Genomic DNA, 13867 nt, shown 5'->3' on the forward strand with positions numbered 1-13867 from the left:
TAAATCTTTTGAAACTAATGAATTGAGGAGTAAATGTATTAAACTAAAAAATGATAAAAATAATAAAACTTCTTCAATAATATACTGAAGAAGTTTTTAATATTATTTCAAATTAATAATGAATACAACATTTTATTTTTATTAATATAAATATTTGATGGATCAAATTCATCGACATTATGTTTTAATTGTTCTAAATCTTGATGATTATTTAACTGAATGCCAATAATAACAGTACCCGTATTTTGAGAAGCTTTTTTTAGATATTCAAATTTAGTAATATCATCTTGAGGACCTAAAACATCATTAACAAATTCTTTTAAAGCTCCTGGACGTTGAGGGAAATTTAAAATGAAATAATGTTTCATTTCTTCATATAAGAGTGAACGTTCTTCAATTTCTTTCATACGATTAATATCATTATTTCCACCACTGACTACGCATACTACAGTTTTTCCTATAATATTGTCTTTATAAAATTCAAGAGCTGATACACTTAATGCACCTGCTGGTTCTGCTACTATTGCTTGTTTAGAGTACATATCTAAAATTGTAGAACATACTGCGCCTTCATCAATTTGTAAGTAGTCGTTGACGTATTGTTTGACAATATTAAAGGTAATATCACCAACACGTGCTACTGAAGCGCCATCAACAAATTTATCTATATGTTCTAAAGTTACAACTTTATTTTGAACTACTACTGATTCATACATACTACTTGCTCCGGCAGGTTCGACCCCAATGATTTGTGTATGTGGACTATGTTCATGCATATATGTACTTACACCGGATATTAGACCTCCGCCTCCAATAGCTGCAAAGAGATAATCAAATTGAATCTTTTCTTTTTTTGCTTCTAATAAAATTTCTTTTGCTAATGTCCCTTGACCAGCGATAGTATAAACATTGTTGAATGGATCAATAAATGTCATATGATGCTCATCTGTATAAACTAAAGCTTCTTTTAAACAATCATCAAATGTATCGCCAGTTAGAACGATTTCTACATTTTCTGCACCGAAGAATTTAACTTGATTTACTTTTTGAAGAGGGGTTGTCACTGGCATAAAGATAACAGCTTTTAAATTTAATGCTTTAGCAGTATAAGCTACTCCTTGGGCATGATTACCAGCACTTGCGCAAGTAATACCTTTTGATTTAGCTTGTGTGTCTAATACTGAAATAGCGTTATAAGCACCACGCAATTTAAATGAGCGTACCCATTGCAAGTCTTCTCTTTTTAAATAAACATTACAATTATATTTTTGTGAAAGATAATGATCATATTGTAATGGTGTTTCTTTCACAACATCTTTTATACGTAAATAAGCTTCGTCTACATCAGTAGCTGTTACCGTTGTCTTTAAAACCATTTGTTATCATCCTTACATTGTTTTCTCATATTTCTTTATTAATTCTTCATATTTTAATGTAATAGCAATATCATCTAATCCATTTATAAGTTTATCTTTCCAAGTTTCATCTATATCAAAGTGGAAAGATTGATTATTTGCTGACACAGTTTGATTTGGTAAATCAACCGTTATATTATTTTGATCGGCTAGATATTTTCTAGATTGTTCATTTAAAACAATAGGTAACATTCCATTTTTTGTACAATTCATATAGAAGATATCGCTAAAACCACCAGCAATAATAATATTAAAGCCAAAATCTTTTAAAGCCCAAGCAGCATGTTCACGACTTGAACCACAACCAAAGTTGTCTCCAGTAATAAGAATTGAAGCACCTTTATATTTTGGTTTGTTTAGATTAAAATCCGGATTATCTGATCCATCAGGTAAATAACGCCATTCATCAAAAGCAAAGGGTCCAAAACCAGTTTTAGTAATTCGTTTAAGATGAACTTTTGGAATAATTTGATCTGTATCAATATTGTCGTTAAACAAAGGGACTACTTTACCTGTGTATTGGGTGATAGGTTGAATATCCATTACTTATACAACCACCTTTCTTACGTCAACGAATTTACCATTTATTGCTGCGGCTGCAGCCATAGCCGGAGAAACAAGATGTGTACGTGCACCTTTACCTTGCCGACCCTCAAAATTTCGATTACTTGTTGAGGCACAATGGACACCTTCTGGTACTTGGTCAGGATTCATTCCTAAGCACATGGAACATCCAGGTTCTCTCCATTCAAAGCCTGCTTCTTTAAATATTTTGTCTAACCCTAGAGATTCTGCTTCTTTTTTTACTGTACGTGAGCCAGGAACAACAATAGCAGTAATTTTAGGATGTACTTTTTTTCCTTTTACGATATGGCTTGCTTCTATCAAATCTGATAGGCGAGCATTAGTACATGAACCTAAAAAGACATAACCTAAATCGATATCTTCTGCTTTTTGACCAGGTTTTAGTCCCATATAGTTGTATGCACGTTCATCATTAATATTTTGAATTTCTGGGAATGGAGAACTAAAATTCACACCCATCTCTGGATTTGTGCCCCATGTCACTTGAGGTTCTAAATTGGTTACATCAAGTGTAATCACTTTGTCAAAATGAGCATCTTCATCTGAATATAGTTTCTGCCATTCTCCAATAGATTGATTAAAGTTCTGTGCATATGGTCGACCTTTGATGTATTCAAATGTAGTTTCATCCGGTTGAATAATACCGTATTTAGCTCCACCTTCAATTGCCATATTACAAATTGTCATTCGACCCTCCATGGATAGTGATTGAATGGTTTCTCCAGTAAACTCAAGTGCATAGCCTGTTCCGAAATCTACACCATGTTGATTGATTAAATGTAAAATAATATCTTTAGCATACACACCTGGTTGTAATTTACCTGAAACTTCAATTTTAAGATTTTTAGGTTTTGTTTGCCATAATGTTTGAGTTGCAAAAACATGTTCTACTTCACTTGTTCCAATGCCAAAAGCAATAGCACCAAATGCCCCGTGAGTTGCTGTATGTGAATCACCACATACGATTGTCTTACCTGGTTGTGTTAATCCAGTTTCAGGACCTACCATATGAACGATACCTTGCTCATCTGAACCCATATCAAAAATATGTACACCAAAATCTTTGGCGTTTTTCTGTAAAGTCGTAATCTGTTTATTAGCAATTTCATCTCTAATATTAAATATATCGATTGTAGGAACATTATGATCAAGAGTTGCAAAGGTTAAATCTGGACGTCTAAGTTGTCTTTTTTGAAGTCTTAATCCTTCAAAAGCTTGAGGAGAGGTCACTTCATGTATAAGATGCAAATCTATGTATAAGAGTTGAGGTTCGCCTTCTTTACCAGTTAAGACATGTTTATTCCAAACTTTATCAAATAATGTTTGAGCCATTATTTATGTACCTCCCTTTATTGATAACTTTTTTTTAGTAACTCAAAGATGTCTGAAGTTTTATAGTGTCCTCCAAGATCTTTTGTTGTTTTACCAATTTTAATTAAATGATATACAGCATGTTCTAATTCTTCTGCTGCGACACTTTGATTTAAACTTTCTCTTAAACACATTGCTAGTGACAATACCATTCCAAATGGATTAGCAAGATTTTGATGAGCAATGTCAGGCGCTGAACCATGAATAGGTTCATAAAGTCTAGTACCGTGTTCACTAAAACTTGCCGAAGGTGATAAACCGAGTGAACCAGGTATTACTGAAGCTTCATCACTTAAAATATCACCAAAGAGATTTTCAGTAACAATGACGTCGAATTGTGAAGGATGAGTAATTAAATGCATACTACACGCATCAACGAGTAAATGATTTAATTCGATGTCCGGATAAGACTTGCTTACTTCAGTAACAGTTTTTCTCCAAAGTTTACTTGAAGCAAGGACATTCTCTTTATCTACAGAAGTTACTTTTTTACTACGAGTACGTGCTAATTCAAATGCAACTTTAGCAATACGTTCTATTTCAGCTTTAGTATAAGTGAGAGAATCTAATGCTTCAGAATGATTCATATGTCTAGGTTCACCAAAATAAATGCCACTCGTTAATTCACGAACTATAACTAAGTCTGTATGTTTAACACGCTCTTCTTTTAAAGGTGAAAATTGACTGGTACCTTCAGTCACTTTAGTAGGACGAATATTAGCAAATAAGCCTAACTTTTTACGTAACGCTAATAATCCTTGTTCTGGACGATTATTAGGATCTGTCCATTTTGGTCCTCCAACTGCTCCTAATAAAATCGCATCTGCTTCTTGACAGGCAGAGAGTGTTTCATTAGGAAGGGGAGTGCCATGTGTATCAATGGCGGCTCCTCCAAAATCATAACTTTTTAAATTATAGGTGAAATTGTATTTCTTACTTATTATTTCTAATAACTCTAAACTTCCATTTAAAATTTCAGGTCCGATGCCATCTCCGGGTAAAGCAACAATTTTATATGTCATTATTTATTACCTACTTTCTCTAAATCTTGGGCAATATATTTAGCATGAGCTTCTACATATGCTTTACAAGAAGCTTGAAGTATATCATGATCGATACCTATACCATTAACATGTTGATTTTCAATAACAAGCTCAACATGAACCTCAGCTTGTGCATCTGTACCTTCAGTAACTGAATCAATTCTATAATCGATGAGTTCACTATCCTTTTTAAAAATACGATCAACAGCATTGTAAATTGCAACAATTGATCCTGTACCAATGCTTGAATCTTGATAAATATGACCTTTTTTATCTTTAATGACAACAACAGCGCTTTGTAGACCATTTGAAACATATTGTAATTGCAAAGTTTCTACTTGATAAATTGCATTTTGTTCATGTTCAGAACCTTGAATAATCGCATGAATATCTCGGTCAGATACTGATTTTTTCTTATCTGCTACTGCTTTAAATTGTTTGAATAACTCGATTTGTTGTTTAGGTTCAATGTCATAACCTAACGTTTTAAGTTTTTCAGCAAAAGCATGTTTACCAGAAAGTTTGCCTAAAGGTAATTCGTTTTTGCTTATTCCAACAAGTTGAGGCGTCATGATTTCGTACGTTTCAGGATTTTTAAGAACACCATCTTGATGAATACCTGATTCATGACTGAAAGCATTTTGACCAACAATGGCTTTATTTCTTGGAACTCGAATGCCTGCATATCTAGAAATTAAATCTGAAGTCAATTTAGTTTGCTCTAATTTTAATTTTGTTTCAATACCATAATGATCTTTGCGAACGTATAGTGCTAATGCAATTTCTTCTAATGCAGTATTACCTGCACGTTCACCAATACCATTTACAGTACCTTCAATGCGTTTCGCGCCATTTTCAATTGCAGCTAAGCTATTTGCTACTGCCATACCCAAATCATCATGACAATGTGCACTATAAATAATTTCTTTTTCTGATTTAACATTTGTAATAAGAGATTTAAAAATGACACCATATTCACTTGGATAACTATATCCAACAGTATCTGGAATATTGATTATTGTAGCTCCTGCATCAACAGCTGTTTGAACAGATTTTATAAGGAATGCTTGATCTGTTCTTGATGCATCTTCTGGTGAGAATTGTACTACATCGAATAATGATTTAGCATAACTGACATGTTCCTTAATTGATTCTAAGACTTCTTCTTGAGTCATTTTTAGCTTATGCTCTAAATGAATAGGGGAAGTAGCAATAAATACATGAACACGTGGTTTAGCAGCACATTTTGTTGCTTCATATACAGCATCAATATCAGATTTTTTACATCTTGCTAATCCACACACTGCAGTGGTAGTTAATGCTTTAGAGATTGCTTCTACAGATTTAAAACTTCCAGTACTTGAAGCGGGGAAGCCTGCTTCAATAACATCGACTCCCCATTTTTCAAGTTGCTTAGCAATACTTAAACGTTCATCAAATGAAAAATTCACACCAGGTGTTTGCTCTCCATCTCTTAACGTTGTATCAAATATTTGAATATGGCTTTCCATTTTTAACATCTCCTTACATTTTATTTTTGAATGCTTTTAGATTTAATGAATGGCATCATTTTTCTTAGTTCACGACCCACTGCTTCAATTTCATGACCATGTTGTTGTTCACGTAATTCATAAAATTCTTTAAATCCATTTTCGTTATCTTTAACAAAGCGATTAGCGAAATTACCATTTTGAATATCTTTAAGTACTTCTTTCATATTATCTTTAACATCTGGAGTAATGACACGTGGACCAGATACGTAGTCACCAAATTCAGCAGTATTTGAAATTGAATAACGTACATTTTCCATACCGCCTTCATACATTAAATCAACGATCAGTTTCATTTCATGTAGTACTTCAAAATATGCTAATTCTTTTTGATATCCAGCTTCCACTAATGTCTCGAAACCACTTTGAATCAGTTTATGAATTCCCCCACAAAGTACAGCTTGTTCACCGAATAAGTCAGTTTCAGTTTCTTCTTTAAATGTTGTTTCAATAACACCAGCACGTGTAGCACCAATACCTTTTGCATAACTTAAAGCAATATCACGTGCATGACCTGTAGCATCTTGTTGAACGCCAAATAATGCTGGCACAGCTGAACCTTCAACAAATGTACGTCTTACTAGATGACCAGGACCTTTAGGTGCTACTAAGAAGACATCTACATCTTTAGGTGGTTCGATGACGTTAAAATGAATATTAAATCCATGTGCAAAAGCTAATGCATTACCAGCTTCTAAATTTGGAGCAATTTCATTTTTATATACATTACCTTGAATTTCATCAGGAAGTAATACCATAATAACGTCTGCTTGTTTAACTGCTTCAGCCACTGGATAAACATCTAATCCATCTTCTTTAGCTTTATTAAATGAATTACCTGGACGAATACCAACTCTTACGTCGTAACCGTTATCTTTAAGGTTTTGAGCATGTGCATGGCCTTGAGAACCGTAACCGATAATAGCGATTTTTTTACCTTGTAGTGCATCTTTTTCTACTGATTGATCATAATAAACTTTTGTCATAATACTTTCCTCCATTAGTTAAAAAATTTCAAAAATTGCGAATATTAAAAAGGTAATAATTAACTTTATGATGTTAGACATTAAATATGATAATTGATGTAAAATGCTAGCGCATCATCTAAGAATTAATCATTCACATCTTCAACATTAATAACACTGACTTGTTTTTTTAATTTAGTAATTAAAATTCGATATACATCTTCATCCTCAATATGAACTTTGATTGTCATATCAGATATGCCATCTTCACTAGCAGGTTTTACATATAATTCATTGATATTGTACTGTAATCTTACAAAAGCACTTGTGATTCGATTTAACGTACTGACTTGGTCAGCTACTTTTAATTTTAAAGTTCGGTTCATTCTAGGCCCTCCATTTCATGATTAGCTTTACCACTAGGAATCATAGGGTTTACAGGTTCCGCTGGAGAAATTCTTACTTCAATTAAAGCAGGACCTTCATAATTAAAAGCTTCATCTAATTGCGCTTTTAATTTATTAGGGTGATCGATTAAGAAGCTTTTAACACCGTAAGCTTCAGCCATTTTAATAAAATCTGGTTGATCATTGAAAACAGAATGTGAAAAACGTTGATTAAAGAATTTATCTTGCCATTGTTTTACCATTCCTAATGTACCGTTGTTAATTAAAACAATTTTTACATTTAGATGATATTCAGGTAATAACGCCATTTCTTGATTGGTCATTTGGAATCCACCATCACCTACAAAACAAATAACTGTTTTATCTGGAGCTGCGAGTTGTGCACCAATTGCTGAAGGAATACCGAATCCCATTGTTCCTAATCCACCACTTGTAACCCATTGACTATGATGTTTAAACGGATAAAATTGTGCTGACCACATTTGATGCTGACCTACATCTGTAGTGATGATGGCTTCACCATTTGTGATTTTACCAATATATTCAATCGCTTCTTGTGGACGACAAAATGTATCATTAGCTTCTTTGTACTTAAATGGATGTTTTGATTTATTATCTAAACAATGATCTACCCATTCTTTGTATGTAGCATGACTTTGATGTTCAGTAACTAATGCTTCTAATACTTTTTTACAATCTGCAACAATTCCGAGTGTTGTAGGAATCACTTTATTAATTTCTGATTCATCAATATCAATGTGTACCACTTTAGCATTTGGTACGAATTCCTTAGGATTACTAGCCAAACGATCATCAAATCGACTACCTAAATTAATGAGTAAGTCACATTCAGTGAGTGCCATGTTACTTGCATAAGAGCCATGCATACCGCCCATACCAAGGAAAAGGGGATTTTCATATGGAATAGCACCTAGACCTAATAAAGTTGTAACAACAGGAATTTGATGGTGAGTAACAAATTCGGTTAATAAAGCATTTGATTTTGAGTGATTGATACCTGCTCCAGCTAAAACAACAGGTTGTTTTGCATGATTTAAATATTGAGAAAGTTGTTGAATATCTTCTTTATTTGGATTTTCAGTTACTTGATATGAAGGTAAATGAACTTTTTCTTCAAGTGGAGCAGAAGAAGTTAAAACACCCATATCTTTTGGGAAATCAATAACTACAGGTCCTTTACGTCCAGTATTTGCTAAATAGAATGCCTCGTGAACAATTCTAGGGATATCATCTACATGTTTAACTTGGTAATTAGCTTTTGTAATTGGTGTCGTCATTGATAATAAATCAGCTTCTTGGAATGCATCTTTACCAATACCAGGGGTTGCCACTTGTCCGGTAAATACGACTAAGGGTAGAGAATCACAATAAGCATCAGTAATACCAGTGATAGCATTTGTAGCTCCAGGACCACTTGTTACGACGACGACACCAGGTTTGCCTGAAACACGTGCGTATCCTTCAGCGGCATGGGTAGCACCTTGTTCATGACGTGCAAGAATATGTTTAATTTTTTCATCATAAAATGTATCGTATAATGGTAAAACTGCGCCACCTGGATATCCAAAAATGAAATCAACATCTTCGTGTACAAGTGCTTCTACTAATAAGTCAGAACCACTTCGAGTTGTAAGTGTTTCAGTTTGTTTATTACTTTCCTTTGTTTTTGACATATTTATCGCTCCTTAAATTTAAATAAGATTTTCTGGGACTTGCATAATACCACCCGTATTTGCACTGGTTACTAAAGCAGTGTATCTTGCAAGATAACCTGTTTTTACTTTAGCTTTAAAAGGCTCAAGTTCTTCTTTACGTTTATACAATTCTTCTTGAGGCTGATTAACATCTAAAGTTCGATTTACTAAGTCAATAGTAATTTCATCACCATCTCTAATCAGACCAATAGGACCTCCTGAGGCTGCTTCTGGTGAAATATGACCTACAGCGATACCACGAGTAGCTCCAGAAAAACGTCCATCCGTAATTAAAGCAACATCTTTTCCTAAACCTCTTCCGACGATAGATGATGTAGGAGCTAACATTTCTGGCATACCCGGACCTCCTTTAGGTCCTTCATATCGAATGACCACTACGTGACCTTCACGAACTGTTTTATTATCAATTGCTTCTACAGCTGCATCATGTGAATCAAAGCAAATTGCTTTTCCTTTAAATACTTTGATTGAAGGATCAACACCACCAACTTTAATTACTGCACCTTTAGGAGCAATATTACCGAATAAGACGGACAATCCACCTTCTTTATCATATGGAGCATCTAAAGAATGAATAACATCGAAATTTTTAATCTCTTTACCTTGGTTATTTTCTCTTAATGTTTTACCAGTAACTGTGAGTCGATCTGGATGTAGGGTTCCTTCTTTTTTCATTAATTCATTAATGATTGCTGGACATCCGCCAGCTTCATGAACATCGTGCATAGAATAAGAAGAACTTGGTGCAATCTTAGATAAATAAGGCGTTTTTTTAGCAATTTCATTAATTCTTTCTAAGTCATATTCAATTCCAGCTTCATTAGCAATTGCTAATGTATGAAGTACAGTATTTGTTGAACCACCCATTGCCATATCTAAAGCAAATGCATCATCAATTGCTTCTTTCGTAACAATATCACGAGGTTTAATATCATTTTTTATATTTTCTACCAATTGGAATGCTGCTTGTCTAATCATTTCACGACGTTGATCGCTTACTGCTAAAGCTGTACCGTTGTAGGGAAGTGCTAATCCTAAGACTTCCATTAAACAGTTCATAGAATTTGCTGTGAACATTCCTGCACATGATCCACATGTTGGACAAGCATTTTGTTCCATATCTAAAAATTCTTCTTTAGTAATTGAACCTTCTTTAAAAGCTCCGACTGCTTCGAACATAGATGATAGAGTTAAAGCTTTTCCCTGAGCAGATAAACCAGCTTTCATTGGGCCACCTGAACAAAAGATAGCAGGGACATTTGTTCTAACAGCTGCTAATAACATACCAGGTGTAATTTTGTCACAGTTAGGAATATAAAATACACCATCAAACCAATGAGCATTGATAACAGTTTCAGCCGCATCTGCAATAATTTCACGTGACGGTAAGGAATACCTCATACCAATATGTCCCATTGCTATTCCATCATCGACACCGATTGTATTAAATTCAAAAGGAATTGCTCCTGCTTCACGAATCGCTTCTTTTGCAATATCAGCTAATTCTCTTAAATGAACATGTCCAGGAACGATATCGATATATGAATTACAAATTGCTACAAAAGGCTTATTCATGTCAGTAGGACTTTTAAGTGCTCCTGTCGCGTGTAATAGGCTTCTTGCTGGTGCTTGGTGATCACCTTTTTTTATCATGTCACTTCTCATTTATTCATTCCCCCATAAATTACTAATTATTAAAATAAAAAAACGCCCCAATAAAGTTGGGACGTTTTTAAGTCCCATTCAATGAGAAATAGGACTTAAACATTTAGTAAATTAAGCTACTAAAGTTCCAGCCCTGAAGAGTATAATAAAATAATTAAATTTTCTAGTGGTGACAGTGAATATGTAAATGATTGCATGGTATTATACTCCTTTCTTGAATGGATTATTATTTGAATAGTTAGAATTGTTTAAAAATTTGATAAATTTAATTTACACTAAACAGATATTAAAGTCAATACTCTTTTTAGAATTTTCTAACAATTTAGAAGAATAATTTATGTTTTATTAATGAGAAATTTTTAGTAAAGTTTGTTACAATTATTAAGTTAAATTTAGATGAAATAATGAAGAGTAAAATAAACATGAGGAGAGAGAACAATACATGATACCTATCAAAAATTTAGATGAGATGGAACATTTTGCTAAAATTTTAATGAAGCATGTTGGTTCAAAAGATGTCATTTTATTGAATGGAGATTTAGGTGCTGGTAAAACAACGTTGACTCAATTTATAGGTAAATATCTAGGAGTAAAGCGTAATATTAATTCTCCTACGTTTAATATCATAAAATCATACAAAGGTAAGGAGTTAAAACTTCATCATATGGATTGTTATCGCTTAGAAGATTCAGATGAAGATTTAGGATTTAATGAATACTTTGAAGATGACGCTGTTACAATAATTGAATGGAGTCAATTTATACAGGAGTTCCTTCCAGAAGAGTATTTAGTGATTAATATTACGACTATAAATGAAAGTCAACGACAAATTAATATAGCAGCAAAAGGCTATCATTATACTAAAATAAAGGAAGAGATAGACAATGAACTTACTGTTAATTGATACTTCAAATCAACCCATGTCAATTGCTTTGATGAACGATGATGAGGTTTTAGCAATAAAAACAACAAATAGTAAAAAAGATCATTCGAGCCAACTTATGCCTGGTATTCAATCCTTATTTAATGAATCGAATTTAAAAAAACAAGAATTAGATGGGATTGTTGTTGCAAAAGGACCTGGCTCTTATACAGGAGTGAGAATAGGCGTTACTGTAGCGAAAACATTAGCCTATGCTTTGAATACTAAATTATATGGTGTCTCATCGTTAAAAGCATTAGCGGCTACTATAGATACGAATGATAAAAGAATTATTGTACCAATATTTGATGCTCGTCGCGAAGCGGTATATACAGGATTATATCAATATGAAAATAATCAATTAAATACAATTGAAAAAGACCAATATATTTCTTTAGAAGCGTTGCATAAAAAACTCAATGCTTTAAATCAACCTTATGTGTTTGTAGGAGAGGACACGGAAAAATTATCTGAATTACTACATGGAGATATTGAGACTAAACTGCCTAATGCAACTGTCATGAAACACTTGATTCATCAACCTGAGAACATTCATACGTTTGTACCAAATTATATAAAATTGTCAGAGGCGGAACGTAATTGGTTAAACCAACAGAAGAACAGTTAACTATTAGAGCGATGCAAGTCGATGATGTACCAAGTGTTTTCGATATTGAGAGAGAAAGCTTCAACGATAGTTCATGGACCATTGATGCATTTTACCATGAATTAAATGAAAATAACTTCGCAAAGTACTTTGTTGTTATTTTTCAAGAAGAAATTATTGGATATTTAGGATTATGGATAGTAATTGATCAAGCTCAAATTACAACCATAGCAATCAAAGAATCATTCAGAGACTATGGATTAGGTCAGCTATTACTAAATTATGTGATGGACTATGCTAGGCATACTTGTGATGTGATGAGTTTAGAAGTGAGAATTACGAATGTGATAGCTCAACATGTATATAAAAAATTAGGGTTTCAATATGGCGGTAAAAGAAAAAATTACTATGGAGAAGGCGAGGATGCATTAGTGATGTGGGTGAATTTAAATGAATAGAGACATATTAATATTAGCGGTTGAAACAAGTTGTGACGAAACAAGTGTAAGTGTTATAAAAAATGGAAATACGATTTTATCTAATATTGTACTTAGTCAAATAGAAAGTCATAAACGTTTTGGGGGAGTAGTCCCTGAAGTTGCAAGTAGACACCATGTAGAGGGAATTACGACTACAATTGATGAAGCGTTATCTTCAGCTAATGCTACTATGGAAGATATCGATGCCGTAGCTGTTACACAAGGGCCTGGATTAATAGGGGCACTTCTAATAGGAATTAATGCAGCAAAAGCTTTAGCATTTGCTTATAATAAGCCAATCATTCCTGTTCATCATATTGCTGGACATATTTATGCTAATCATCTTGAAGAACCGCTAACCTTTCCTTTAATAGCATTAATCGTTTCGGGTGGACATACAGAACTTGTTTATATGAAATCACATTTAAATTTTGAAGTCATTGGTGAAACACGAGATGATGCTGTAGGAGAGGCTTATGATAAGGTAGCAAGAACAATTGATTTACCATATCCAGGTGGCCCAGCTATAGATGCACTTGCTTTGGAAGGAAAGGACACATATCATTTTCCTAGAGTATGGCTTGAAAAAGATAGTTATGATTTTAGTTTTAGTGGATTAAAAAGTGCAGTGATTAATAAGTTACACAATCAACGACAAAAAAATGAAGACATAAAAAAAGAAGATGTTGCTACCAGTTTCCAAAATAGTGTTGTCGATGTATTAAGTACAAAGGCTATTAATGCTTGTAAATCTTATCATGTTGAACACCTTATTGTAGCTGGCGGAGTAGCTAGTAACAAAGGATTAAGAGAACGATTAAATCATTTGTGTAAAGAAAATAACATTAAACTTTCAATACCTAATTCAAAGTTATGTACAGATAATGCTGCTATGATTGGGGCTGCTGGATATTATTACTATAAAGCTGGAGTAACTTCATCTCTAGATTTAAATGGAAAAAATAATATAGATATTGAAGATGTAACAGTTGAATAATAAAGTAAAAAGTAATTGAACTTAAAATCAAATAAGTTTCAATTACTTTTTTATTTAATTAGATTAATGTATTGATATATGATATATGTCAATAGAGAACGTGTGTACTTATCAACAAATAGTTA

Annotated in this window: 13 protein-coding genes; 4 read left to right on the forward strand and 9 right to left on the reverse strand. The window is 33.3% G+C overall.

The annotated features are described in order from the left end of the window. Positions 1 to 107: 107 nt before the first annotated feature. The 9 genes from ilvA to ilvD all read right to left on the reverse strand — a co-directional run bounded on the left by ilvA (position 108) and on the right by ilvD (position 10737). Positions 108 to 1376 (reverse strand): threonine ammonia-lyase IlvA, encoded by a 1269-nt coding sequence (ilvA, locus tag NR218_RS03625; protein ID WP_145429704.1) that lies wholly within the window; start codon positions 1374 to 1376, stop codon positions 108 to 110. Positions 1377 to 1388: 12 nt separating this feature from the next. Next, positions 1389 to 1958: a 3-isopropylmalate dehydratase small subunit gene (gene leuD / locus NR218_RS03630; protein ID WP_217877887.1), complete on the reverse strand. Its 570-nt coding sequence runs from the start codon at positions 1956 to 1958 to the stop codon at positions 1389 to 1391. Positions 1959 to 1961: 3 nt separating this feature from the next. Further along, positions 1962 to 3332, reverse strand: a complete 1371-nt coding sequence (leuC, locus tag NR218_RS03635; protein WP_072291530.1) for a 3-isopropylmalate dehydratase large subunit — start codon at positions 3330 to 3332, stop codon at positions 1962 to 1964. A 17-nt stretch (positions 3333 to 3349) separates the two neighbouring features. Continuing rightward, entirely contained in the window at positions 3350 to 4393 is a 1044-nt protein-coding gene (gene leuB / locus NR218_RS03640; RefSeq protein WP_017175293.1) for a 3-isopropylmalate dehydrogenase, read from the reverse strand. Then, a complete protein-coding gene (locus tag NR218_RS03645; protein WP_017175292.1) occupies positions 4393 to 5925 on the reverse strand; it encodes a 2-isopropylmalate synthase in 1533 nt (510 codons plus the stop codon). The genes leuB and NR218_RS03645 overlap by 1 nt, the downstream gene beginning before the upstream one ends. Positions 5926 to 5945: 20 nt before the next feature. Further along, positions 5946 to 6950, reverse strand: a complete 1005-nt coding sequence (ilvC, locus tag NR218_RS03650) for a ketol-acid reductoisomerase (RefSeq protein WP_002455079.1) — start codon at positions 6948 to 6950, stop codon at positions 5946 to 5948. 125 nt (positions 6951 to 7075) lie between these two features. Further along, a complete protein-coding gene (locus tag NR218_RS03655; RefSeq protein ID WP_017175291.1) occupies positions 7076 to 7315 on the reverse strand; it encodes an ACT domain-containing protein in 240 nt (79 codons plus the stop codon). Then, entirely contained in the window at positions 7312 to 9030 is a 1719-nt protein-coding gene (ilvB, locus tag NR218_RS03660; protein ID WP_070549456.1) for a biosynthetic-type acetolactate synthase large subunit, read from the reverse strand. The genes NR218_RS03655 and ilvB overlap by 4 nt, the downstream gene beginning before the upstream one ends. A gap of 18 nt (positions 9031 to 9048) precedes the next feature. Then, positions 9049 to 10737 (reverse strand): dihydroxy-acid dehydratase, encoded by a 1689-nt coding sequence (ilvD, locus tag NR218_RS03665; protein WP_002448260.1) that lies wholly within the window; start codon positions 10735 to 10737, stop codon positions 9049 to 9051. Positions 10738 to 11179: 442 nt separating this feature from the next. Between ilvD and tsaE the strand changes: the two genes are divergently transcribed. From tsaE to tsaD, 4 genes are read left to right on the forward strand one after another with little or no spacing between them, the layout of a single operon-like run. Then, the gene (tsaE, locus tag NR218_RS03670) at positions 11180 to 11641 is read left to right on the forward strand and encodes a tRNA (adenosine(37)-N6)-threonylcarbamoyltransferase complex ATPase subunit type 1 TsaE (protein ID WP_017175288.1); all 462 of its coding nucleotides are present in this window, start codon (positions 11180 to 11182) and stop codon (positions 11639 to 11641) included. After that, positions 11622 to 12287 carry a tRNA (adenosine(37)-N6)-threonylcarbamoyltransferase complex dimerization subunit type 1 TsaB gene (tsaB, locus tag NR218_RS03675; RefSeq protein ID WP_048761685.1) on the forward strand — a complete coding sequence of 222 codons (666 nt, stop codon included), beginning with the start codon at positions 11622 to 11624 and terminating at the stop codon, positions 12285 to 12287. Before tsaE ends, tsaB begins: the two co-directional genes overlap by 20 nt. Positions 12288 to 12298: 11 nt before the next feature. Then, positions 12299 to 12724, forward strand: coding sequence for a ribosomal protein S18-alanine N-acetyltransferase (gene rimI, locus NR218_RS03680; RefSeq protein WP_369963310.1), 426 nt, complete (start codon positions 12299 to 12301; stop codon positions 12722 to 12724). Then, positions 12717 to 13742, forward strand: coding sequence for a tRNA (adenosine(37)-N6)-threonylcarbamoyltransferase complex transferase subunit TsaD (tsaD, locus tag NR218_RS03685; RefSeq protein WP_019835766.1), 1026 nt, complete (start codon positions 12717 to 12719; stop codon positions 13740 to 13742). The genes rimI and tsaD overlap by 8 nt, the downstream gene beginning before the upstream one ends. The last annotated feature ends 125 nt before the right edge of the window (positions 13743 to 13867 follow it).

Source organism: Staphylococcus sp. SUC_1.2, from assembly GCF_026222585.1.

Excerpts from the sequence above, each read along its gene's own strand:
- ilvA (WP_145429704.1), bottom strand. The coding sequence starts at position 1,376 with ATGGTTTTAAAGACAACGGTAACAGCTACTGATGTAGACGAAGCTTAT.
- leuD (WP_217877887.1), bottom strand. The coding sequence starts at position 1,958 with ATGGATATTCAACCTATCACCCAATACACAGGTAAAGTAGTCCCTTTG.
- leuC (WP_072291530.1), bottom strand. The coding sequence starts at position 3,332 with ATGGCTCAAACATTATTTGATAAAGTTTGGAATAAACATGTCTTAACT.
- leuB (WP_017175293.1), bottom strand. The coding sequence starts at position 4,393 with ATGACATATAAAATTGTTGCTTTACCCGGAGATGGCATCGGACCTGAA.
- NR218_RS03645 (WP_017175292.1), bottom strand. The coding sequence starts at position 5,925 with ATGGAAAGCCATATTCAAATATTTGATACAACGTTAAGAGATGGAGAG.
- ilvC (WP_002455079.1), bottom strand. The coding sequence starts at position 6,950 with ATGACAAAAGTTTATTATGATCAATCAGTAGAAAAAGATGCACTACAA.
- NR218_RS03655 (WP_017175291.1), bottom strand. The coding sequence starts at position 7,315 with ATGAACCGAACTTTAAAATTAAAAGTAGCTGACCAAGTCAGTACGTTA.
- ilvB (WP_070549456.1), bottom strand. The coding sequence starts at position 9,030 with ATGTCAAAAACAAAGGAAAGTAATAAACAAACTGAAACACTTACAACT.
- ilvD (WP_002448260.1), bottom strand. The coding sequence starts at position 10,737 with ATGAGAAGTGACATGATAAAAAAAGGTGATCACCAAGCACCAGCAAGA.
- tsaE (WP_017175288.1), top strand. The coding sequence starts at position 11,180 with ATGATACCTATCAAAAATTTAGATGAGATGGAACATTTTGCTAAAATT.
- tsaB (WP_048761685.1), top strand. The coding sequence starts at position 11,622 with ATGAACTTACTGTTAATTGATACTTCAAATCAACCCATGTCAATTGCT.
- rimI (WP_369963310.1), top strand. The coding sequence starts at position 12,299 with ATGCAAGTCGATGATGTACCAAGTGTTTTCGATATTGAGAGAGAAAGC.
- tsaD (WP_019835766.1), top strand. The coding sequence starts at position 12,717 with ATGAATAGAGACATATTAATATTAGCGGTTGAAACAAGTTGTGACGAA.